22 protein-coding genes are annotated in these 21,425 nt (G+C 71.3%); 13 read left to right on the plus strand and 9 right to left on the minus strand.

Annotated features, from left to right (window positions below):
* Nucleotides 1-44: 44 nt before the first annotated feature.
* Nucleotides 45-872, plus strand: coding sequence for a transketolase (locus ACFHWU_RS13135; RefSeq protein WP_416553932.1), 828 nt, complete (start codon nucleotides 45-47; stop codon nucleotides 870-872).
* On the plus strand, nucleotides 865-1,761 hold the full coding sequence (locus tag ACFHWU_RS13140; protein ID WP_416553930.1) for a transketolase family protein: 897 nt from the start codon (nucleotides 865-867) through the stop codon (nucleotides 1,759-1,761). Before ACFHWU_RS13135 ends, ACFHWU_RS13140 begins: the two co-directional genes overlap by 8 nt.
* 38 nt (nucleotides 1,762-1,799) lie before the next feature.
* Here the strand turns inward: ACFHWU_RS13140 and ACFHWU_RS13145 are convergent, their stop codons facing one another.
* The 5 genes from ACFHWU_RS13145 to ACFHWU_RS13165 form a co-directional block, all read right to left on the minus strand.
* Nucleotides 1,800-2,507: a glycosyltransferase family 2 protein gene (locus ACFHWU_RS13145; RefSeq protein WP_416553928.1), complete on the minus strand. Its 708-nt coding sequence runs from the start codon at nucleotides 2,505-2,507 to the stop codon at nucleotides 1,800-1,802.
* Between the two features lie 394 nt (nucleotides 2,508-2,901).
* Nucleotides 2,902-3,354 carry a hypothetical protein gene (locus ACFHWU_RS13150; protein WP_416553926.1) on the minus strand — a complete coding sequence of 151 codons (453 nt, stop codon included), beginning with the start codon at nucleotides 3,352-3,354 and terminating at the stop codon, nucleotides 2,902-2,904.
* A 55-nt stretch (nucleotides 3,355-3,409) separates the two neighbouring features.
* Complete coding sequence (locus ACFHWU_RS13155; protein ID WP_416553924.1) at nucleotides 3,410-4,597, minus strand: thiolase family protein; 1,188 nt, start codon at nucleotides 4,595-4,597, stop codon at nucleotides 3,410-3,412.
* Nucleotides 4,598-4,914: 317 nt separating this feature from the next.
* Entirely contained in the window at nucleotides 4,915-5,853 is a 939-nt protein-coding gene (locus tag ACFHWU_RS13160; protein WP_416553922.1) for a rhomboid family intramembrane serine protease, read from the minus strand.
* A gap of 122 nt (nucleotides 5,854-5,975) precedes the next feature.
* Nucleotides 5,976-6,503: a peptidylprolyl isomerase gene (locus ACFHWU_RS13165; protein ID WP_278172488.1), complete on the minus strand. Its 528-nt coding sequence runs from the start codon at nucleotides 6,501-6,503 to the stop codon at nucleotides 5,976-5,978.
* Nucleotides 6,504-6,627: 124 nt separating this feature from the next.
* Here ACFHWU_RS13165 and ACFHWU_RS13170 point away from each other — a divergent pair, with 124 nt between their 5' ends.
* Nucleotides 6,628-7,260 carry a hypothetical protein gene (locus ACFHWU_RS13170; RefSeq protein WP_416590667.1) on the plus strand — a complete coding sequence of 211 codons (633 nt, stop codon included), beginning with the start codon at nucleotides 6,628-6,630 and terminating at the stop codon, nucleotides 7,258-7,260.
* 35 nt (nucleotides 7,261-7,295) lie between these two features.
* Here the strand turns inward: ACFHWU_RS13170 and corA are convergent, their stop codons facing one another.
* Both corA and ACFHWU_RS13180 read right to left on the minus strand, forming a co-directional pair.
* Nucleotides 7,296-8,447: a magnesium/cobalt transporter CorA gene (corA, locus tag ACFHWU_RS13175; RefSeq protein ID WP_416553918.1), complete on the minus strand. Its 1,152-nt coding sequence runs from the start codon at nucleotides 8,445-8,447 to the stop codon at nucleotides 7,296-7,298.
* A 72-nt stretch (nucleotides 8,448-8,519) separates the two neighbouring features.
* Nucleotides 8,520-9,617, minus strand: coding sequence for a PLP-dependent aminotransferase family protein (locus ACFHWU_RS13180; RefSeq protein WP_416590668.1), 1,098 nt, complete (start codon nucleotides 9,615-9,617; stop codon nucleotides 8,520-8,522).
* A 103-nt stretch (nucleotides 9,618-9,720) separates the two neighbouring features.
* On the opposite strand from ACFHWU_RS13180, the gene ACFHWU_RS13185 reads away from it, so the two are divergent.
* From ACFHWU_RS13185 to ACFHWU_RS13205, 5 genes are read left to right on the plus strand one after another with little or no spacing between them, the layout of a single operon-like run.
* Nucleotides 9,721-10,179: an NUDIX domain-containing protein gene (locus ACFHWU_RS13185; protein ID WP_416553914.1), complete on the plus strand. Its 459-nt coding sequence runs from the start codon at nucleotides 9,721-9,723 to the stop codon at nucleotides 10,177-10,179.
* Complete coding sequence (locus ACFHWU_RS13190) at nucleotides 10,176-10,943, plus strand: hypothetical protein (protein WP_416590669.1); 768 nt, start codon at nucleotides 10,176-10,178, stop codon at nucleotides 10,941-10,943. The genes ACFHWU_RS13185 and ACFHWU_RS13190 overlap by 4 nt, the downstream gene beginning before the upstream one ends.
* A gap of 53 nt (nucleotides 10,944-10,996) precedes the next feature.
* A complete protein-coding gene (locus tag ACFHWU_RS13195) occupies nucleotides 10,997-11,728 on the plus strand; it encodes a sugar phosphate nucleotidyltransferase (protein WP_416568064.1) in 732 nt (243 codons plus the stop codon).
* Nucleotides 11,716-12,783 (plus strand): iron-containing alcohol dehydrogenase family protein, encoded by a 1,068-nt coding sequence (locus tag ACFHWU_RS13200; RefSeq protein ID WP_416553908.1) that lies wholly within the window; start codon nucleotides 11,716-11,718, stop codon nucleotides 12,781-12,783. Before ACFHWU_RS13195 ends, ACFHWU_RS13200 begins: the two co-directional genes overlap by 13 nt.
* Nucleotides 12,784-12,790: 7 nt before the next feature.
* Nucleotides 12,791-13,489 carry a CDP-alcohol phosphatidyltransferase family protein gene (locus ACFHWU_RS13205; RefSeq protein ID WP_416553906.1) on the plus strand — a complete coding sequence of 233 codons (699 nt, stop codon included), beginning with the start codon at nucleotides 12,791-12,793 and terminating at the stop codon, nucleotides 13,487-13,489.
* Here ACFHWU_RS13205 and ACFHWU_RS13210 read toward each other — a convergent pair.
* Nucleotides 13,458-14,666 (minus strand): glycosyltransferase family 4 protein, encoded by a 1,209-nt coding sequence (locus ACFHWU_RS13210; RefSeq protein ID WP_416590670.1) that lies wholly within the window; start codon nucleotides 14,664-14,666, stop codon nucleotides 13,458-13,460. The genes ACFHWU_RS13205 and ACFHWU_RS13210 overlap by 32 nt on opposite strands.
* 46 nt (nucleotides 14,667-14,712) lie before the next feature.
* Here ACFHWU_RS13210 and ACFHWU_RS13215 point away from each other — a divergent pair, with 46 nt between their 5' ends.
* The 4 genes from ACFHWU_RS13215 (at nucleotide 14,713) to ACFHWU_RS13230 (ending at nucleotide 19,522) form a co-directional block, all read left to right on the plus strand.
* Nucleotides 14,713-15,573 carry an Fpg/Nei family DNA glycosylase gene (locus tag ACFHWU_RS13215; protein ID WP_416590671.1) on the plus strand — a complete coding sequence of 287 codons (861 nt, stop codon included), beginning with the start codon at nucleotides 14,713-14,715 and terminating at the stop codon, nucleotides 15,571-15,573.
* Between the two features lie 322 nt (nucleotides 15,574-15,895).
* On the plus strand, nucleotides 15,896-17,401 hold the full coding sequence (locus tag ACFHWU_RS13220; RefSeq protein WP_416553900.1) for a sugar transferase: 1,506 nt from the start codon (nucleotides 15,896-15,898) through the stop codon (nucleotides 17,399-17,401).
* Nucleotides 17,402-17,516: 115 nt separating this feature from the next.
* A complete protein-coding gene (locus ACFHWU_RS13225) occupies nucleotides 17,517-18,770 on the plus strand; it encodes a sensor histidine kinase (RefSeq protein WP_416590672.1) in 1,254 nt (417 codons plus the stop codon).
* Nucleotides 18,767-19,522, plus strand: coding sequence for a LytR/AlgR family response regulator transcription factor (locus ACFHWU_RS13230; protein WP_416553896.1), 756 nt, complete (start codon nucleotides 18,767-18,769; stop codon nucleotides 19,520-19,522). The genes ACFHWU_RS13225 and ACFHWU_RS13230 overlap by 4 nt, the downstream gene beginning before the upstream one ends.
* Nucleotides 19,523-19,544: 22 nt before the next feature.
* Here the strand turns inward: ACFHWU_RS13230 and ACFHWU_RS13235 are convergent, their stop codons facing one another.
* Entirely contained in the window at nucleotides 19,545-19,946 is a 402-nt protein-coding gene (locus tag ACFHWU_RS13235) for a hypothetical protein (protein WP_416553894.1), read from the minus strand.
* A gap of 131 nt (nucleotides 19,947-20,077) precedes the next feature.
* Here ACFHWU_RS13235 and ACFHWU_RS13240 point away from each other — a divergent pair, with 131 nt between their 5' ends.
* Nucleotides 20,078-21,424 (plus strand): ABC transporter substrate-binding protein, encoded by a 1,347-nt coding sequence (locus ACFHWU_RS13240; protein ID WP_416590673.1) that lies wholly within the window; start codon nucleotides 20,078-20,080, stop codon nucleotides 21,422-21,424.
* Nucleotide 21,425 lies beyond the last annotated feature (1 nt).

A 21,425-nucleotide genomic window follows, 5' to 3' on the forward strand; every position in this document is an offset into this window, starting at 1 on the left:
AACGTCCTTGAAATGAAGTCAACTTCAACTTGCAGGGTAGGGTCATGTCAGCCTTCGTAGCCAGCCCGGTCGCGCCGCCGCATCAGCCGCCGACCGACATTGGGTACGCGGCCCTTCGGCCGCTGCTACGCCGGATCACCGGCGACGAGAAGCACGAGCACAGCGCCAACTCGACATTGGACGTGCTGTGGGTCCTCTACGACCGGATTCTGCGGATCAGCCCGCAGACCGTCGACGCCGTCGACCGCGACCGGTTCCTGCTATCCAAGGGGCACGGTCCGGCCGCCTACTACGCCGTACTCGCCGCGAAGGGGTTCATCCCCGACGCCTGGCTCGACGACCTGGCCGGGCCGGACAGCCCGCTCGGTCACCACCCGGACCGGCTGCTGGTGCCTGGGGTGGAGATCGGCTCCGGCTCGCTCGGGCACGGGCTCGGCCTCGGCGTCGGCACGCTGCTCGGCCTGCGTGCCCAGGGCCTGACCGACCAGGCCGGCGGAGCCAATCGGGCCGGCGGGGCTGGCGAGGTCGGTCGGGCCGGTAGGGCCAACGGAGCCCGGGTCTACGTCCTGGTCGGCGACGCCGAGCTCGACGAAGGGTCGAACCACGAGGCGATCGCGTACGCCGGCAGCCGGCAGCTCGCCGAGCTGACCGCGATCGTCGTCGACAACGACTCGGCCACCCACGGCTGGCCCGGCGGGCTGGCCAGCCGGTTCCGCGTGAACGGCTGGACCACGACGATCGTCGACGGCCGCGACCACGAGGCACTGACCGACGCGCTGACCGGACATGACGGAGTACGCCCGCACCTGGTGGTCGCCCTGACCCCGGCCAAGTACACCAGACCGCACGGCAAGGAGAATGATCATGCGTGACGCCTTCACCCGCGCCACCACCGGCCTGCTGGACGACGATCCGCGTACCGCGTTGGTGCTGGCCGACATCTCGGCCGAGGCGTTCGCCCCGGCCGCCCGCCGGCACCCCGACCGGATGTTCAACGTCGGCATCCGCGAACAGTTGATGATCGGCGTGGCCGGTGGGCTGGCGTTGACCGGGCTGCGGGCCATCGCCCACTCCTACGCGCCGTTCCTGGTCGACCGGGCGTACGAGCAGATCAAGCTCGACCTCGACCACCAGGGCGTCGGCGCGGTGCTGGTCAGCATCGGCGGGTCGTATGACGCGGCGGCGGAGGGCCGTACCCACATGTCCCCCGGTGACGTGGCGCTGCTCGACACGGCCGGGCCGTGGACGGTGCACGTACCGGGCCATCCGGACGAGGTCGGGCCGTTGCTGCGGGCGGCGGCCGGTCACGACGACGCCGTTTACCTGCGGCTGGCCGCACGCGGCAACCACAGCCCGCATGGTGACGGGGTGTCGGGTCGACTGGTGACGGTGCGTCGGGGCAGCGGGGGAGCCCCGGTCGTCGTCGCGGTCGGCCCGATGCTCGACCAGACGTTGGACGCGGTCACCGGGCTGGACGTGACGGTGGCGTACACGAACACGCCGCGCCCGTTCGACGTCACCGGCCTACGGATGCTCGTCGACTATGTCGATCCGGTGGTGGTGCTGGTCGAGCCGTACCTGGCCGGGACGTCGAGTCACCTGATCGGCGCCGCGCTGGCGGACCGGCCGTACCGGCTGCTGTCGTTGGGCGTCGGGCGGGAGGACCTGCATCGGTACGGCAGCGCGGCGGACCATGACCGCTGGCACGGGCTGGACCCGGCCGGGCTGCGGCGCTCAGTCACCCGGTTCGTCAGCGGCTGAACGGGGCCGTTAGCAGCCGGGGGAGAAGACGGCGGGGCTCAGGCGCCGGGAACGGTACGCCCCTGGCGCCGGGTCCGCTCCCGACCCAGGATCCACAGTGCCTCGACCCCGTCCTTCCAGGTAATTTTCTTGCCTTCCTCGCGGCCCCGGGCCCGATAGGAAATCGGCACCTCGTACGGGCGGACCCGGCGACGCAGTAGCTTGCCGGTGACCTCCGCCTCCATGCCGAACCCGCGCGAGCGCACGTCGAGTGAGCGGTACAGCGACAGCGGCAGCAGCTTGAAGCAGGTCTCCAGGTCGCCGATGTAGGAGTTGAACATCACATTCGCAGCCGTGGTCACGGCCTTGTTACCCATCACGTACCAGAAGCTGTAAGCGCTGTGGCTGCCGAAGGTCCGATTGCCGTAGACCACCGTGGCCCGACCGTCCAGCACCGGCTCGAGCAGCTTCGGGATGTCCTGCGGGTCGTACTCAAGGTCTGCGTCGAGGATCACCATGTAGTCGCCCTCGGCGGAATCCACTGCGGTCTTGATCGCCGCGCCCTTGCCGGCGTTGCGTGGATGGGTGATCACCCGCAGCCGCGCGTCGTCGACGCTCTCCAGGATCGCACCGGTGCCGTCCCGGCTGCCGTCGTCAACGACCACGAACTCGATCTCGCACGGATAGTCAACGGCGAGCGCCTGCTTGAGGGCATCGCCGACCCGCGCCTCCTCGTTGTAGACCGGCATGAGGATCGAGAGCTTCACGGTGGTCTCCGAATGCGTACGGTGGCAGTGGACCCAGACTAGCCCAACCCGTGGGGGCGCACGGGCCAGGCGAGCCGCAGGTGCGCCCCCAGGTGGTCCGAAAGATCCTTCGACGGCGGCGACTTCCACTCGGAGTAATGGTGGGCGGTAATCTCGTTTCCATGGGCGAGAAAGATGATCTGCCGGGACCGAGGAGACGGCGGCCGCCGATCTGCCCGAAATGCCTCGGCGCCGGTAAGGCCTTCACCTTCGCCCTGATCAGTGGCCGCACCCGCGAGGTGTGGTTGAAGTGCTCAGCTTGTTCCGGGTCGATGCAGTCGCCGATCGCCGGTCCGTGACCGGCTGACCGCCGGCCGTAACGACTATGCCACTGCCGGCAGTCGGTTACTGTCAGTCAGGCGGCGGCACCGCTGCGGGCGTCCAACGGGCGGGCCAGGAACGCGTAGCCGAACAGGGCTTCGATGTGGCCGGCCCGGGCCGGATCGCCGGCCTTGATGAGGAACCGTTCCCGGATGCCGTCGACGGCGGTGACCGCGAGCTCGACGATGCCGGCCCTCGGATCGGTGGTCCAGGTCACATGGTCGAGGTGACGCAGTTCGCTGTTGAGGTGCAGCCGTAGCCGGCGCCACAGCAGTGTCTCCTGGGTCACCACCAGTCGCCGCCGGGTCAACAGGAGCAGGTAGTCACCCTGCATCGGCTGGTCGGGGCGTTGGCACCGGGTGACGAGCACGGTGCGTTCGTTGGGCGAGACACAGCGGCGGAACACCGGCATGTGCCGGCTGGTGGTCGAGATCGGGACGGCGGTCTCTGCCGCCGCCGGCAGGAACGTGCGGGAGAAGACGTCCATGTCGTGTTAACGACACGTCAATGCGCAATGACTCGGGGTAACGGCGAAATTTCAGCTACAGAATTTCCACGATGGTCGCGTTGGCCATCCCGCCGCCCTCGCACATCGTCTGCAGCCCGTACCGGATGCCGTTGGAGCGCATGTGGTGCAGCATCGTGGTCATGATCCGGGCGCCGCTGGCCCCGAGTGGATGGCCCAGCGCGATCGCGCCGCCACGCGGGTTCAGCCGGACCGGGTCCGCCCCGGTCTCGGCCAGCCAGGCGAGCGGAACCGGCGCGAACGCCTCGTTGACCTCGTACACCCCGATGTCGGTCAGGTCGAGCCCGGACCGACGCAATGCCTTCGCCGTCGCTGGGATCGGGGCGGTCAGCATCATCACCGGATCATCACCGGCCACCACGGCGGTGTGCACCCGGGCCAACGGCCGTACGCCGTGCGCCCGGGCCCACTCCGACGTGGTCACCGCGAGCGCCGCCGCGCCGTCGGAGATCTGTGACGCGGAGCCTGCGGTCACCACCCCGTCGGCCCGGAACGGCGTGGCCAGCTCACCGAGCTTCGCCAGTGAGGTGTCCCGGCGGATGCCCTCGTCGGCACCGAACTTGTCGGCACCGGACCCGGCGTCGTCGGTGACCGGCACCGGCGCGATCTCGGCGTCGAACTCGCCGGCGTCCTGGGCGGCCGCCGCCCGCTGGTGGCTGGTCAGCGCGAACTCGTCCAGGGCGGTGCGCGACAATCCCCAGCGCCGCGCGATCAGCTCGGCGCCGACCCCCTGGTTGAACGGGACGGGGTCATCCGCGACGACGCCGTCGACCCCCCGGTACCGGTCCCGCACCTGGTCGCCGAACGGCTGCCCGGCACCGGTGCTGGCCCCCATCGGTACCCGGGTCATCGACTCGACGCCGCCGGCCACCACCAGGTCGGCCTGCCCGGCGATCACCGTCGCGGCCGCGAAGTGCAGCGCCTGCTGGCTGGACCCGCACTGCCGGTCGACGGTGGTGCCGGGCACCGACTCCGGCCAGCCGGCCGCGAGTACGGCGTTGCGCCCGATGTTCCAGCTCTGGTCGCCCGCCTGGAACACACAGCCCCAGACGACGTCATCGACGTCGGCCGGATCGAGACCGGTCCGCTGGGCGAGCGCCCGCAGCACGTGGCTGGACAGTTCAACCGGGTGCACCGATGCCAGGGCACCCTTGCGTCGCCCGATCGGGGTCCGGACCGCTCCGACGATGACCGCGTCCCTCATGCCTACCTACTCCCGGGTAACCTCGTTTCCCGAATCGTACGCCGCGACCCGCGCGAGTGGCAGCCTCGGCCGGTGCACAGCCATCCTTGACCCGTGCACAGCGAACCCAGGGGAGCTGACCTGGCGGGTCGCCGGCAAGGTCCCGGCCGGCAAGATCGCGGTTGCCGTACAGCGTGGACCGCCGCGGCCACCGGGGCATCCGCAGCGAGTTGTTGGAGATCGACGCGGGCGACTCGCTGCACCTGATCGGCGGCAACGAGCTGGGCGCCTCGCCGGACGAGGTCGCGGCGGCGCTGCTGCGGGCGGCGCCCGGACCGTCAGCCGGCGTGCACCAGGGCGATCCGGGCCACCGTGACCAGGATCAGGAAGAGCAGCACGGCACCGCTGCCGACCGCCTGCACCACGGTGCGGTTGGTGCGCGGAGCGTAGGCCAGGATCGCCCCGATCAACCCGCCGGTGATCAGACCGCCGAGGTGACCGGCGATCGACAGGCTGGACACGGTGAAGGTCAGGATCAGGTTGATCACCAGGATGCCGACCACCGCTGAGGTGTCCCGCTTCAGCCGGCGCAGCACGATGAAGAACGCGGCGAACAGGCCGAAGACCGCAGTGGACGCGCCGGCGGACAGCGCACCCGGGTCGACCAGGTAGGCCGCGACGTTGCCGCCAAGCCCGGCGATCAGGTACAGCGCCAGGAACCGGGCCGGCCCGAGCACCGCCTCCAGGTTGCGGCCGAGCACCCACAGTGCCCACATGTTGAACAGCAGGTGTAGCAGCCCGTAGTGGATGAACATCGCGGTGATCAGCCGGTAGACACCACCACCGTCGATGCCGATGAAGACGTCGCCGTACCCGGGCAGCGCACCGGCGAGCACGGTGCCGTTGGGCCGGACGGTGACGTCCGGGCCGATCACCCCGCCGAACGCGTGCAGCCGCCCGGCGGCCGAGAAGAGCCCGGCGCCGAGCAGCGCACCACCGCCGGAGATCGCCAACCCGATCAGTGCGACGACCGCGTTGATGCCGATCAGGACCTTGGTGACGGTGCCCTGTTGGCCGGCGGCACTGCCACCGAAGGCAGTGCGCGCCGACCGTTGGGTCCGTCGCCCTTCTGCGACGCACTCCGGGCACTGGTGCCCGACCGCCGCGTCCCGCATGCAGTCGGGGCAGATCGGCCGCTCGCACCGGGCGCACCGGACCCAGGTCTCCCGGGACGTGTGCCGGTAGCAGACCGGCACCGTCGGGGCCGGATCACTCATCACGCCACCTCACTGCGCCGGTGCCGACGACCCGCGCCGAGAGCCGGCAACCCCGGTGCTCGCTCATGAGCGCCAAGGTTACCCGGCAGGTTTCGCGCCTGCCGCCTCGTGATCGGCCGGTTTCAGCCGACCCGCTCGATCTCCACGCGGTTGATCACCACGTCGCTGAGCGGACGGTCCGCCGGGTTGGTCGGCGTGTTCGCGATCGAGTCGACGACCTTCGCCGAGTCCTGGTCCGCCACCTGACCGAAGATCGTGTGCCGGTTGTTCAGGTGGGTGGTCGCGCTGACCGTGATGAAGAACTGCGAACCGTTGGTGCCCGGTCCGGCGTTCGCCATCGCCAGCAGGTACGGACGGTCGAAGCGCAGCTCCGGGTGGAACTCGTCGGCGAACGTGTAGCCCGGACCGCCCCGACCGGTGCCGGTCGGGTCGCCCATCTGGATCATGAACCCGCTGATCACGCGGTGCGAGATGGTTCCGTCGAAGTACGGACCGCTGCCCGGCTGACCGGTACGCGGGTCGGTGTATTCCCGGGTGCCCTCGGCGAGCTCGACGAAGTTGCGGACCGTCTTCGGTGCGTGGTTGGCGAACAGCTCCAACCGGATCGGTCCGTGATTGGTGTGCAAGGTGGCGTAGACAGCCTCAGCCACGGGTACTCCTCAGTTGTTGGTCAGTTCCATGCGGATCCTCCCATGTGCCCCGATCCGGTCACACGGAGGCACCCGAAGGTGGAGGATGACGTTGCAACGACGGCACAGGAGGTAGGCAGCGGTGTTGAGGATCTCCAGGCGCGCCAAGCGGCGGGATCTCGTCCGAGCGGAGCTCGGCGAGAGCCTAGATCATTTTATGCAGGCAGCGACGCACGCGGCCGGGGGCGTGGGGGCCACCGTCGGACCCCGGATCCACGCCGCCCGGGACGCGGTGGCACCCACCGCCGACCGGGTACGCGGCTCCGCGTCCCAGGGCATGACCGCGACCATGGCCACGCTGGCGCCGCTGGCGGTGGCCGCCGCCGACGGGGCCCGCCAGGCCCGCCGGGCAACCAGGAAGGCGAAGACGAAGAACATGAAGAACATGAAGGCAGCGAAACGGACCGCGATGCCGGCGATGAAGGCGAAGCTCACCCCGTCGAAGCGTGCCAAGCACAGCCGCCGCCGCTGGCCGATGATCGTCGGCGTGCTCGCGGCGGGAGCCGCGATCGGCACCATCGCGGTACGGCGTCGCCAGGCCGCCCAGTGGGAGGAGTACGACCCGGGTCAGGCACTGGACACGATGCGGGCGGCCGGTAGTGCCACCCACGAGTCGGTCACGCCGAAGCCGGCCGACGGCGGCAAGCCGCACGGCGACCCGATCTCGGCGATGGACAGCGACCCGACGGCGGCGACCGCCCACAACGGGCGCGCCTGAGTACCGGCGGTCGGACCGGCGCACGGTTGGCGGGTTCAGAGCCAGCCGTTGCGCCGGAACGACCGGTACAGCACCAGTGAGATGCTCAGCATCAGGGCGAGCACGACCGGGTAGCCGAACTTCCAGCCGGTCTCCGGCATGAACTCGAAGTTCATCCCGTAGATGCCGGCCAACGCGGTCCACACCGCGGCGATACCGGCCCAGGCGGCGATCTTGCGCATGTCGTTGTTCTGCGCCACGGTCACCTGCGCCAGTCGGGCCTGCAGGATCGAGTTCAGCAAATCGTCGTACGCGTTGACCTGCTCCACCACCCGGCTGAGGTGGTCCTGCACGTCCCGGAAGTAGCGGCGGATCTCGGCCGGCACGTCCTCGTTGATCTCGGCGGTCAGGGTCATCATCGGCCGCTGCAGCGGCGCGACGGTGCGCTTGAACTCCACCAGCTCCCGCTTCAGCTGGTAGATCTCGTGCACCTTGTCACTGGCCTCGGGCGAGAAGACGTCCGCCTCGACGGTGTCCAGGTCGGTCTCCACCCGGTCCACCACCTCCAGGTAGAGGTCCACCACCCGGTCGGTGATCGCGTACGCCACCGCCCACGGCCCCTGCACCATCAGGTCCCGGTTGCGTTCCAGGTCGGCCCGCACCGGCGCCAGCCGGCAGGCGTCGCCGTGCCGCACGCTGATCACGAAACCCTGCCCGATGAACAGCATCACCTGGCCGGTCTCCACCACCTCCGAGTCGCTGGTCAGCTTCTCGTGGTCGACGTACCGGGCGGTCCGCAGCACCAGGAAGTTGACCTCGCCGAACTGCTCCAGCTTCGGTCGCTGCTCGGCCTTGACCGCGTCCTCCACGGCCAGCTCGTGCAGCCCGTACGTGTCGGCGATGCCGGCCATCTCGGCCAGGCTCGGCTCGTGCAGCCCCAGCCAGACGAACGCGTTGCGCTCCCGACGGGCGGTGGCCAGCGCCTCGGGATGCTGCCACGAGCCCGGCTGGCGGATGCCGTCGATGTAGAGCGCGCAGTCGACCACCCCGCTGCGTTCCTCGACCGGCGCCGGGTCCGGCGCGAGCGGGGTCTCGGTCGAGTTGAGCATCCGGCTGACCGCCCGGACCGGGGACGTCCAGGCCCGCGACAACGCCCGGCTGCTCCCGCCGTCCGGCCACCGCTGCTGCCCACGGTCCTGGTCCGCCATCCGCCCGTCTCCTTCCCGGCACTCCGGCTCCCCGGCACCCGGCCGGCCGAAGCCGGCAGAGACGCCAGCCGGCTACCCCGCGCGTACCTCGTCGATCGCGGCCGCCAACCGGCGGACGCCCTCGTCGATCTGATCGACGGTGACCGCCGAGTACGCCAACCGCAGCGCGTGTTCGCCGCCGTCGAGCAGGAAGTCACTGCCCTTGACCACCGCGACACCGCGCTGCGCGGCCGCCGGCACCAGCGCGTCCACCGCCACATCGTCCGGCAGGTCGACCCAGAGGAAGTACCCGCCGTCCGGCTCGGTGAACCGTACCCCCGGGATGTGCTTGCGCAACGACTCGGCCAGCACCCGGGCGCGCTCGGCCAGCGCGGTGCGCACCGTGGTGATCGACCGGTCCAGGTCGCCGGAGACGCAGAACTGGTGCACGATCGCCTGGGCTACCATGCCCGGCGAGATGTACAGGTTGGTGGCGCGCGCCGCGATCTCCTTCACCAGCCCGACCTCGCCGACCAGGTAGCCGACCCGGACCCCCGGGCAGACGGTCTTGGTGAAGCTGGAGGCGTGCACCACCACGCCGGCGGTGTCCAGCGACAGCATCGACGGCAGCGCCTCGCCCCGGAACCGGATGTCGGCGTACGGGTCATCCTCGAAGATGGTGAACCCGAACTCGGCCGCGAGCTCCAGCAACGCTCGCCGCTTCGGCAGCGACAGGGTCACCCCGGCCGGGTTCTGGTAGTTCGGGATGACATGCGCCAGCCGCGGCCGCACCCCGGACTCCAGCAGCTTGCGCAGCTCCTCGGTGTCCAGCCCGTCCGGCTGCAGCGTCACCGGGTGCACCTCGGCACCGAGCTGGCGCAGGTTGAGCAGCGTCCGGTCGTACGTCGGCCGCTCCACCACCACCGCGTCGCCCGGCTTTACCAGGTGGTCGAAGAGAAACGCGTCGGCCTGCAGCGACCCGTTGGTCACCAGCACCTGCTCCGGCGCGACCCGGTGCTTGTCGGCGATCCAGCGGCGCAACGGAACGTAGCCGACGGAGGTGCCGTAGGCGGTCACCCCGGCCGGGTCGGCGTCGAAGGCCCGGCCGGCGGCGGCCTTCAGCCCGTCGATGTCGACGATGTCCAGCGAGGGCGCCCCACGGGCGAACGAGATCAGCTGCTCGGCGCTCATGGGTGCCAGCGTACGACCTGCCCGGCCGATCACCGTCGGCTGGTGCGCCAGCACACATGCTGGTCCTGGTTCTTCCCCCGGGGTGCTCGCTAGGGTCACAGGCGTGTCCGCCCCACCCCCCGAACCGCTGCGCTGCGTCGCGGCGCTGATCGTCGACGACGACGGCCGGATCTTCTTCCAGCGCCGCTCGCCGCAGCGTCGACTGTTCCCCGACACCTGGGACATCGCCGGCGGCCACCTCGAAGCCGGCGAGACGCCGATCGAGGCCCTGCACCGGGAGGTACGCGAGGAGACCGGGTGGACCGTCTCCCACATTCTCGCCGAGGTCGGCGAGTACACCTACGTCGGCAACGACGGCATCGCCCGGGTCGAGCTCGACTATCTGGTACGGGTCGACGGTGACCTGGCCAATCCGCAGCTCGAGGCCGGCAAGCACACCGAGTTCCGCTGGCTCGCCGCCGACGCGCTCGACGTGCTCGACGAATCGGCTCACGTCAACGACGGGCTGATCCGGCGGATCGCCGAGAACGGCTTCGCCGTACTGCGCTCCCTGGGCCTGTGAGCGCCGGCGACCAGCTGTGGCTGCCCGGTGACCGGTGCGCGGCGCTCACCGCCCCCGTCATCGACCGGGTGCACCGGGCCGCGATGGCCGCCGCCGACACCGCCGGGGTCGAGCTACGTCAGCGGTACGGCGGTCCGGCCGCCGTCGGCTACCTGGTCGACCTGCGGACCCGGCTGGCCGCGCCGAGCGGCCTGGTCGACGCCGCCGGGTTCGCCGCCGTCACCCGCTACCAGGACGCGGCGAGCTGCCAGCGGGTGCTGGACAAGCAGGTCGCGTACGGGATGCTGGTACGCCATCCGGACGGGGCGCTGCGGGCCACCGAACGCGGCGCCGCCTTCCTCACCGACCTGTACGGGCTGCACGCCGCGGTCACCGGGCAGATCTGGGGTGCCGAACACGCGGCCCGGCTGGTCCGGCTGGTCGAACTGACCGGCCGGCTGCTGGCCGCCGCGCTGGCCGGTAGTGACACCGGCGGGCAGGACGCGTTCCGCGCGGTCGCCCCGCCGTACGAGCCGGAGGGCACCCCGGCCGGGGTGCTGCTGCTCAACCGGCTCACCGTGCTGCGTCACCACCGGGCAGACGCGCACGCCGCCGCCTGGACCGCCGCCGGGCACACCGCCCGCAGCATCGTCGACCTGCCACCCGGCCCGGCCCGGCTGGCCATTGAGCAGGAGACCGACCGCCGGGCGGCCGGCCCGCACCAGGCGCTGGAGCCGGAGCAGCGGCTGACGCTGCTCGCCGACCTCGCCACGCTTCCCGGCTGATGCCGCTATCCTCCACCGGTATCCCACCCACCCCTCACCAGGAGGACCGTCTGATGATCGGTCTCGTGCTCGCTGCCGGAGCGGGACGGCGGCTGCGGCCGTACACCGACACTCTGCCGAAAGCGCTGGTACCGGTCGACGGGGAGACCACGATCCTGGACATCGGGCTGCGCAACCTCGCCGCCGCCGGGCTCACCGACGTGGTCGTCGTCGTCGGCTACGCCGCGGACGCGGTCCGGACCCGGCAGGCCGACCTGCAGGACCGGCACGGCGTGAAACTGACCCTGGTCGACAACGACCGCGCCGAAGAATGGAACAACGCGTACTCGCTGTGGCTGGCGCGGGACCACTTCGCCGCCGGTGCGCTGCTGGTCAACGGCGACACCGTGCACCCGGCGAGCGTCGAGCAGACGCTGCTGGCCGGGCGCGGGCCGGGCATCCTGCTCGCGGTCGACACGGTCAAGAAGCTCGCCGACGAGGAGATGAAGGTCGTCTTAGACGACGCCGGACAGCTGACCCGGATCACCAAGCTGATGGATCCGGCGCAGGCGCACGGCGAGTACATCGGCGCGACGCTGATCGAGGCGTCGGCCGCCGCCGGGCTCGCCGAGGCACTGGAGGCGACCTGGCGGCGCGACCCCAACCTCTACTACGAGGACGGCTACCAGGAGTACGCCGACCGTGGCGGCGAGGTACGGGCAGCGCCGATCGGCGACGTCGACTGGGTCGAGGTGGACAACCACGACGACCTGATCAAGGCTCGGGACATCGCATGCCGCTACTAGCCCGTACCGTGCACACCCCGCTCGCCATCGACGTACGCCGGGGTGCCGTCGCCGGCCTGGGCGCGCTACTCGCCGACCGCCGGATCTCCGCCGGCGGCGAGGTCGCCGTGGTGGTCGGCCCCGGACAGGGCGAACGGATCGCCGAGTTGATCTCTCCCGGGCTCGGCCGGGCCGACGTCTTCACCGTCGCCGGCGGCACCCTGGACGCCGCCCACGATCTGGGCGAGAAGCTGCGGCAACGCTCCTACGACGCGGTCGTCGGTATCGGCGGCGGCAAGACCATCGACACCGCCAAGTACGCCGCCTCCCGGTACGCCGTGCCGATGGTGAGTGTGGCGACCAGCCTGGCCAACGACGGGATCGCCTCCCCGGTGGCGTCGCTGGACCACGACGGCGGACGCGGGTCGTACGGGGTGCACATCCCGTTGGCGATCGTGGTCGACCTGGACTTCGTCGATGCCGGCCCGGACCGGCAGACCCGGGCCGGCATCGGCGACGCGTTGAGCAACCTCAGCGCGGTCGCCGACTGGGAGTTGGCGCACGCGGTCCGCGACGAACCGATCGACGGTCTCGCCGTGACGCTGGCCCGAACCGGGGCGGAGGCGCTGATCAGCCATCCGGGCGGGCTCGGCGACGACGCGTTCCTGACCACCCTCGCCGAGGCGTTGATCCTGGGCGGGATCGCGATGGCGGTGTGCGGGTCGAGCCGGCCGGCCAGTGGCGGCTGCCACGAGATCTCGCACGCCCTCGACCTGCTGCACCCCGGTGCCGGTTCGCACGGCGAGCAGGTCGGGCTGGGTGCGCTGTTCTGCACCTTCCTGCGCGGCGACCAGCTGCGGTTCGGGCAGTTGGCGGCGGCACTGCGTCGGCACGGGCTGCCGGTGCGCCCCGCTGACCTGGGGCTGACCGACGACGACTTTGTCGCCGCCGTGCTGCACGCCCCGCACACCCGGCCGGACCGGTACACCGTCCTGGAACACCTGCACCTCGGTGCGGATGCCGTCCGGGAGCGGCTGGCAGAATACCTCGGTGCCCTCAGCATGCCCGCAAGGTGAACAAGCAGTGTCTACCCCGTTCCTGAAGGACTTCTTTCAGGCGAACAGAGGGGGCGGGCTGTTCAGCGAGGCGGTCAGCCAGCGGCTGGGGGCGGTGTTCGCGTACGCCGCCGCCCGGCTGCGGTTGCCACCGACCGTGCTGACCGTGGCGAACCTGCTGCTCGGGCTGGCCGCGTCGGTGATGGTGATCGCGACCGCCGACGCGGTGGCCGACGGCTCCGTCCCGGCCTGGCTGATCGGGCTGGTGGCGCTGGTCGGCTGGCAGATCGCGTACGCGCTGGACTGCGCCGACGGGCAGTTGGCCCGGGTGACCGGGCAGACCAGCGCGGCCGGTGCCCGGGTCGACGTGCTCTGCGACGTCGCCGCGCAGATCGCGCTGGTCACGGCGCTGTCCGCGGTGGCGGTGGCGCAGCTGCCGGAGACCCCGGTGTGGCTGCTCGCGGCGTTCGCCGGCACCTGGATGGTGAACCTGGTGACCTCGGTGATGCAGGCCGGCCCGAACGCGGCCAGCATGGTCACCTCGACCTCGCTGCCCGTACGGCTGGTGAAGCTGATCCGCGACTACGGCGCGGTGATCTTCGTCGCCGGGTTGGTGCTGATCGCCGCTCCGGCGCTGACGGTCTGGCTGATCGCCGCGTTCACCGTGGTCAACGGTGGTTTCCTGCTGGCCAGCATCACCTTCTCGGCCCGCGCTGCCCTGCGCTGACCGCGTCGTAGACGGCCAGGTGCTGCTTCATCACCACGTCGGGGTGGAAGGTGGTCTCGTAACGGGTGCGGGCGACGCCGGCCAGTGCGGCGGCCCCGTCACGGGCGACCGGCAGGGCGGCGGCGAGTGCGGCGGCCTCCGGCGGTACCACCCAGCCGGCGGGGCCAGCAGCCCTAACGCCAGCAGCGCCGGTGTCGGCACCGACCAGGTACGGGATGCCGCCGAGTGCGGTGCCGAGCACCGGCCGGCCGCTGGCCAACGCCTCGATCACCACTGTCGGCAGCACGTCGTGCCAGGTGGAGACGGCCAGCACCACGGCGCTGGCGCGCAGCGCGTCGCGTACCGCTGATCTGTCCAGCGGGCCGAGGAAGTCGATGTCGGTGCGGCCGGCGGCGGCCGAGGCGACCAGCGGCCGCAGCTCGCCGTCGCCGCCGATCCGCAGCGTGCCGAACGCCCCGTCCGGGTGCCGCTGCCAGGCGTCGAGCAGCAGGCCGATGCCCTTCTCCGGGGTGAGCCGGCCGAGGAACAGGAAGCCGTCGCCGAGCGGTGCGGGCGGGCCGGGATCGGCGATCGCGTTCGGTTTGACCACGATCCGCTCGTCGGGGATGCCGTACCCGCGCAAATGCTCGGCGACCGCCGAGGTGAGCGCGATGAACCGGTCGACCGACCGCCAGGTGGGCCGGTGCAGGGCCAGGGTCGCGGCCATCACCGCGCTCTGCGCCCGGGAGCCGCGGTAGCAGCGGTGCACCACGCCGGGCAGGCCGATCGCCCGGCCCCGGCAGTCGGTGCAGATTCGGCCGTCGCGGAAGTACAGCCCGGCCGAGCAGACCTGCCGGTAGTTGTGCACGGTGTGCACCACCGGCACCCGGTGCCGGTGCGCGGTGCGGATCGCCCAGGGCGAGATCAGCGGGTACGGGTTGTGCAGGTGCAGCATGTCCGGCCGGTGCTCGGTGAGCAGCCGGTCCAGGTCGCGTTGGGCGGCCGGGGCGTAGCTGGGCGAGATCGGCAGCAGCGCCTTGCCGGTGGCCGGCAGCGCCGGGATGTCGTCGGAGCTGCGCAGAAACGGGATCACCTCGACACCGGCGGCGGCCAACTGGTCTATCTCGCTGTCGACGATGACGTTCTCGCCGGACGGCTGGGCCTGCCGGTATCGGTTGTGCGCCACGACGACTCTCACCCGGTCAACCCTCCTGCTCGACGTCGTCAGACGCTACCGTCTGAGGGTGCCCGAGTTGCCGGAGGTACAGGCGCTCGCGGCCTACCTGCGCCAGCGCGCGGTCGGCCGCCGGGTCGAGCGTGTCGAAGTGTCGGCGATCAACGTGCTCAAGACGTACGACCCGCCGCCGTCGGTGGTAGCCGGTCGACCGGTGACCGGCGCCGGCCGGCACGGCAAGTTCCTCGACGTCGCACTGGACGGCACCCTCCATCTGGTGGTGCATCTGGCGCGGGCCGGCTGGCTGCACTACCGGGAGTCGTTTCCCTCGGCCGCGCCGTTGAAGCCGGGCAAGGGGCCGATCGCCGTACGGGTCCGCCTCGCCGACGGCTCGGGCTTCGACCTGACCGAGGCCGGTACGCAGAAGAAGCTGGCCGCGTACCTGGTGACCGATCCGGCGCAGGTGCCCGGGGTGGCCCGGCTGGGTCCGGACGCGCTCGCGGTGGACCCGGACACCTTCGCGCAGCGGCTGCGCGGTCGACGGGGTCAGGTCAAAGGGGTACTGACCCAGCAGGAGGTGCTGGCCGGCATCGGCAACGCATACTCGGACGAGATCCTGCACACCGCGCGGTTGTCGCCGTTCGCGTTGACGAACCGGCTCACCGACGAGCAGCTGGCGGGGTTGTACGAGGCGGCGCGGCGGGTGCTGACCGACGCGGTGGACCGGTCGGTGGGTCAGCGGGCAGCCGAACTGAAGGGCGAGAAGCGCTCGGGGATGCGGGTGCACGGTCGAACCGGCCTGCTTTGCCCTGTTTGCAGCGATCAGGTGCGAGAAGTCTCTTTTGCAGATTCGAGCCTGCAGTACTGCCCCACCTGCCAGACCGGCGGCCGCCCACTCGCTGACCGACGGTTGTCCCGTCTTGTGCGTTAGGTGACCAAATAGAGCACAGAAGGCCGTACGTCCCGCGCCACGGCGCTCTGCACCACAACGGAGACTTCCTCGGAGCCGTTCCATCGGTATAGTGGCCCGGTCCCAATGCTCCAACACCACCGGAACCGCCGGTCCCCACCGTTCGGCCGGGGGGCGTAGAGTCTTTCGGGTTACCGTCCGTGTACGGGCACCGTGAGAGACTGAGCTGGTGGGCGAGCCAAGCCTTCACGGAGAGTGGGCGGCACGTGTCACGCGGGAGGACGTGGGTGAGGTGACGACAAGCCTCCAGCGCCCGGTATCCAACACCAGCCGGAGCAACAGGGTGCGCCACGTCGACAGCTTCGAGATCCAACCGCCGACGCCGACACCGACCAACGGCGTACCCCGGTCCGCCTGGGCGCGGGCACGGCGTCGCGCGTCGCGCTGGCACCGTCCGTACACCGCGGCCCTGCTCGCGCTGGACTTCGCGGCGGCGGTGCTGGCCAGCTACCTGTCGATCTCGCTGTTCGAGAAGGCGACCTCCGGGTTCTCCGACGCCGACGCCACCTGGTTCCACACCGTCACCTACCTGCTACTGCCACTCGGCTGGGTGGTGGTGCTCTGGGGCACCGGCTCCTACGACCGGCGCTACCTCGGGCTCGGCACCGACGAGTTCAAGCGGGTGCTGCGCGGTGGGGTGACGGTCGCCGCCAGCGTCTCGTTCCTCGCCTTCGCCACCAAGACCGACCTGTCCCGGCTCTCGGTGGCCACCGCGCTGCTCGGCGCCCTGGCGTTCATCCTGATGTTCCGCTTCCTCGCCCGGTACGCCCTGCACGTACTGCGTCGGCGGATCGGGCAGGCCACGCACCGGATGGTGCTGGTCGGCACCCTGCCGGAGACCCTGGAGGTCTTCACTGCGGTGACCCGCAGTCCCGCCGCCGGGCTGATGCCGGTCGCGATCCACCTCACCGACGGCTACGCGGCGGCCCGAGGGCTCGAGACCCCGGTGCCGGTGTACGCCGGCCGCAACGTCCTCGCGCTGGTCCGGGAGGTCGGCGCGGACACCATCGCGGTCTGCGGCTCAGCCAGCTCCGAGCCGGGCGAGCTACGCCGGCTCGCCTGGCAGCTGGAGGGCAGCGGGATCGACCTGGTGGTCGCACCGCAGCTGACCGACATCGCCGGTCCTCGGGTGCACATTCGGCCGATCGAAGGTCTGCCGCTGCTGCACGTCGAGGAGCCCACCCTCTCCGGGCTCGGCTGGCTGGCCAAGAACCTGCTGGACCGGGTGGCCGCCGGGCTGGGTCTGATCATGCTGGCGCCACTGTTCCTGGCGGTGGCGATCGCGATCCGGTTCTCCGACCGGGGGCCGGTCTTCTTCCGGCAGCCCCGGGTCGGCCACGAGGGCCGGGTGTTCCGGGTCTGGAAGTTCCGGACCATGTACGTCGACGCCGAGGAGCGGCTCGCCTCGCTGGTCGACCAGAACGAGACCGACGGGATGCTGTTCAAGATCCGCAACGATCCGCGGGTCTTCCCGATCGGTCGGTTCCTGCGAGCCAGCTCGATCGACGAGCTGCCCCAGCTGATCAACGTGCTCAAGGGCGAGATGTCACTGGTCGGGCCGCGGCCGCTGCCCGCCGACGACGGTGACTTCCTCGGCGACGTCCGGCGGCGGCTGCTGGTCCGGCCCGGGATGACCGGACTGTGGCAGGTCTCCGGCCGGTCCGACCTGTCCTGGGACGAAGCGGTCCGGCTGGACCTCTACTACGTCGACAACTGGTCGCTGACCTACGACCTGAGCATCCTGTGGCGCACCATCGGCGTCGTGTTGGCCCGCAAGGGTGCCTACTGACCGACCCGGATGCCGACGGATGACAGAAGTCCGTCGAAAGCGGGCAGCCGACCGCTGACCGACCGATCGTCGCCTTCCGCTTGGCAGCACCGCCGGTAGCGGACAGGATCTGTCCGTGCCGGCAAACCTATCCGCACCACTGGCGGTCCTGGCTCTGGTGACCGCGCTGGCCGCCGCGGTGTACGCGGTCGTCCGGCTGCGCGCCCGGCGCGGGATCGCCACCGCGACGCAGCGGGCGACGTACCAGGTCCTGCACACCGCCGGCCTGGCCGCCGAACCGCTGCGCAACGGGCTGGGAGCGACCGACGCGGCCAAGGCCGTCCGGCATCTGCGGGCGCTGGTCGGCGCCCCGGGCGCGGCGCTGACCGGCAGCGAGGCGGTACTCGCGTTCGACGGCCGCGGCCAGCACCATGCCGAGCAGTTCACCGCCGCAGCCCAGCAGGCGTTCGACGCCGGCCGCTCCCTCGTGCTGACCGCCCGGGACCTGCCCTGTGACCGGCCCGACTGCCTGGTGCGCGGGGCCGTCGTCGCCCCACTCACCGGGCCGGACGGCGACGCCACAGTCGCGCTGGTCGCGGTGGTCGACGACGATCCGGCGCCGGGGCTGGTGCAGGCGACCCTGGAGACCGCCCGGTGGGCCGGCAGCCAACTGGCGCTCGCCGAGTTGGACTCGTCCCGGGAGCGGCTGGCCAGAGCCGAGGTACGGGCGCTGCGGGCGCAGATCAGCCCGCACTTCATCTACAACGCGCTGACCGCGATCGCGTCGTTCGTCCGCACCGACCCGGAACGGGCCCGGGATCTGATCCTGGAGTTCGCCGAGTTCACCCGCTACTCGTTCCGGGCGCACGGCGAGTTCACCACGCTCGCCGAGGAGCTGCGGTCGATCGACCGGTACCTGACCATCGAACGGGCCCGGTTCGGCGAACGGCTCCAGGTCCGGCTGCAGATCGCCCCGGAGGTGCTGCCGGTGCATCTGCCCTTCCTCTGCCTGCAGCCACTGGTAGAGAATGCGGTGCGGCACGGGCTGTCGCGCAAGCCGGGGCTCGGCACGGTCAGCATCGAGGCGCGGGACGCCGGGACCGAGTGCCACATCACCGTCGAGGACGACGGGGTGGGGATGGACCCGGCGGTGCTGACCGCTGGCGCCGACCCGGTACGTCGCGGCGCCGACCCGGCCGACGACGCCGGCCAGCACGTCGGCCTGTCGAACGTCGACGAACGGCTGCGCTCGGTCTTCGGCGACGAGTTCGGGCTGGTGGTGGAGACGGCGGTGGGAGCGGGTACGAAGGTGAGCATGCGGGTGCCGAAGTTCCACCCCGACGTACGGCCGGGGGCGGGCGCGACCGGCCGGTGGGAGGTGCTGTCGTGACCCCGTTCCTGCGGGTACTCGCGGTGGACGACGAACCCCCCGCCCTCGACGAACTGGGGTACCTGCTGCGGGCCGACCCCCGGGTGGCCCGGCTGCACACCGCCGCCGACGCCACCGAGGCGCTGCGGGTGCTGCGCGACACCGACGTCGATGCCGTATTCCTCGACATCCGGATGCCCGGGCTGGACGGCATGGAGCTGGCCCGGGTGCTGCGCCGGTTCGCCCGGCCGCCGGCGATCGTCTTCGTCACCGCGTACGACGACGCCGCGGTCGACGCCTTCGACCTCGGCGTCACCGACTACGTCCGCAAGCCGGTACGCGCGGAGCGGCTGGCCGAGTCGGTCCGCCGGGTGCTGACCGCCCGGGTGGTGCCGACCCATCCGGCGGCGATCGCCCGCAACGAGGAGGACCCGGCGATCCCGGTGGAGCTGGCCGGGACCACCCGGATGCTGCCCCGGTCGGCGGTGCGCTGGGTGGAGGCGCAGGGCGACTACGCCCGGCTGCACACGGCCGACGGCTCGCACCTGGTCCGGGTGCCGCTGGCCACCCTCGGCGAACGCTGGGCCGACGCCGGCTTCGTCCGCGTCCACCGGTCGTTCCTGGTCCAGCTCCGGCTGATCACCGAGCTGCGGCTGGCCAACTCCGGGTACGTGGTGGTGATCGACGGCACCGAGCTGCCGGTCTCCCGACGGCACACCCGGGAGCTGAAGGACAAGCTGGTCCGGGCGGCCAAACACGACTGGAGCAGGTGACCGGCGGCCAACCGGGCTCCCATTAGGCGGCCCGGCGGCGACGCAGTGTGGCGACCGCCGACCCGGCCAGGGTGAGCAGGCACTCCGGCAGCTGTCCGTCGGCCAGCGCGGCACCGAACAGCGCCTCCCCGGTCGAGCCGTCCGAGTTGGCGTACGCGCTGATGAACCTGGCCACCCACCGCGCGTCATAGCCCGCCTCGTCGATGCCGGGAAAGTCGAGGGCCCAGCCACCGGCTGGTACGTCGTCGCCGACCATCGTCGCGGCCAGGCACCACGCGACGTCGTACGCCCCGGTGACGCCGTTGCGGTCCACCACCGCGTCGAAGACGTCCGCGACGCCGTCGCTGTCACCGGCCAGGGCGGAGCGCAGGATCTCCGCAGCGTCGGTGAACGCCTCGTCGGACCCATCGCGTCGGTCGGTCATGAGCCGAAGGGTAGGCGGCGAGGTCAAGGCACCGGCCGGGTCGCCGTCACCGGCGGGCCGGCTGACGTCGCGTTCCGGCCGAGGAGGCGCTAAGGTGCCCTGCGGACCTTCGGCCGATGGAGGACGTCCCCATGCTCGTGTCACGCGGCTCCCGCACCGCCGCCCTGGCGTTCTGCGCAATCATGCTGGTCGGCGCGGCGAGCTGCGCCGAACCGGCGGCCACCGAGGAGTCCCAGGTCAACTCGGTGCGGCTGTACGGCACCGACGGCAACATGAGCAACTCGTTCGGAGCAGAGTTCGAGGGGCAGACCACGCTGCTGACCGGGATGAAGGGCACCAGCCCGCTCACCCCGCTGCCGGACGACTTCATCAGCAGGCTGCGCGCGGTCGACCGGCAACTCAACGACTTCCTGTACGCCGGCGAGGCGTACGACGCGGTGGTGATCAGCGCGCTCGCCACCCAGTTGGCCGGCAGCACCGACCCGACCGACATCGCCGCCCAGATCAACGGGGTGACCACCGGCGGCGAGCAGTGCGACGTCGTCGCGGTGTGCCTGGAGCTGGCCCGGGACGGGACGGACATCGCCTACCGGGGGGTCTCCCTGAAACGGGGTGGCTTCACCGACGCCGGGGAGCCGTCCACCGCCAGCTACGCCACCCTGCACTTCGACGGCGACGGCCAGATCAACGACGGAAAGACCGAGTTCGTCGGCGCCGGAGACGAGTCCACGACCACCACGGCCGCGCCGCCACCGGCCGAACCGGAGACCTTCGTCACCCGCGCCGAGGCGCCGCTGAAGCTGGGCGGCCTGCTGCCGCGCACCGGCGACCTGGCGTTGGCGTACCCGCCGTTGGCGGCCGGCGCGGCGCTCGCGGTTCGGGAAGTCAACGAGGCCGGCGGGGTGCTCGGGGAGCCGGTCGAATGGTTCGACGGCGACGACGGGACCAACCCGGATGTGGCCCGCCGGACAGTCGCCAGGCACGTCGACGAAGGGGTGCACGTCATCATCGGCGCCGGTGCGTCCGGCATCTCCCGCGAGGTGCTGCCGGACGTGGCGGCCGCCGGGCTGATCCTGTTCTCGCCCAGCAACACCGACGCCGGGCTGAGCGAGGTCGACGATCAGGGGCTGTACTTCCGTACCGCGCCGTCGGACCTGCTGCAGGGGCGGGCGCTCGCCGACGTGATCCTGCGGGACGGGTCGCAGCGGATCGCGCTGGTGGCCCGCAGGGACTCGTACGGCGAGGGCCTGCAGGAGAACGTCCGGGCGGAACTGGACCGTGCCGGGGTCGGACCGGACCGGCTCAAGCTGCTCAGTTACGAGCCGCCGGCCGGCGCGGACGCGCCGCCGGTGAACTTCGACAGTGAAGCCCAGGAAATCAAGGCGTTCGGCGCGGACGCGATCCTGATCATCGGTTTCGCCGAGTCGGCCGAGGTGATCAAGTCGCTGGCCGCAGCCGGGCTGCCGATCGCCGAGTAGG

The organism is Micromonospora sp. LOL_015 (assembly GCF_048060275.1).
Classification (GTDB): domain Bacteria; phylum Actinomycetota; class Actinomycetes; order Mycobacteriales; family Micromonosporaceae; genus Micromonospora_E.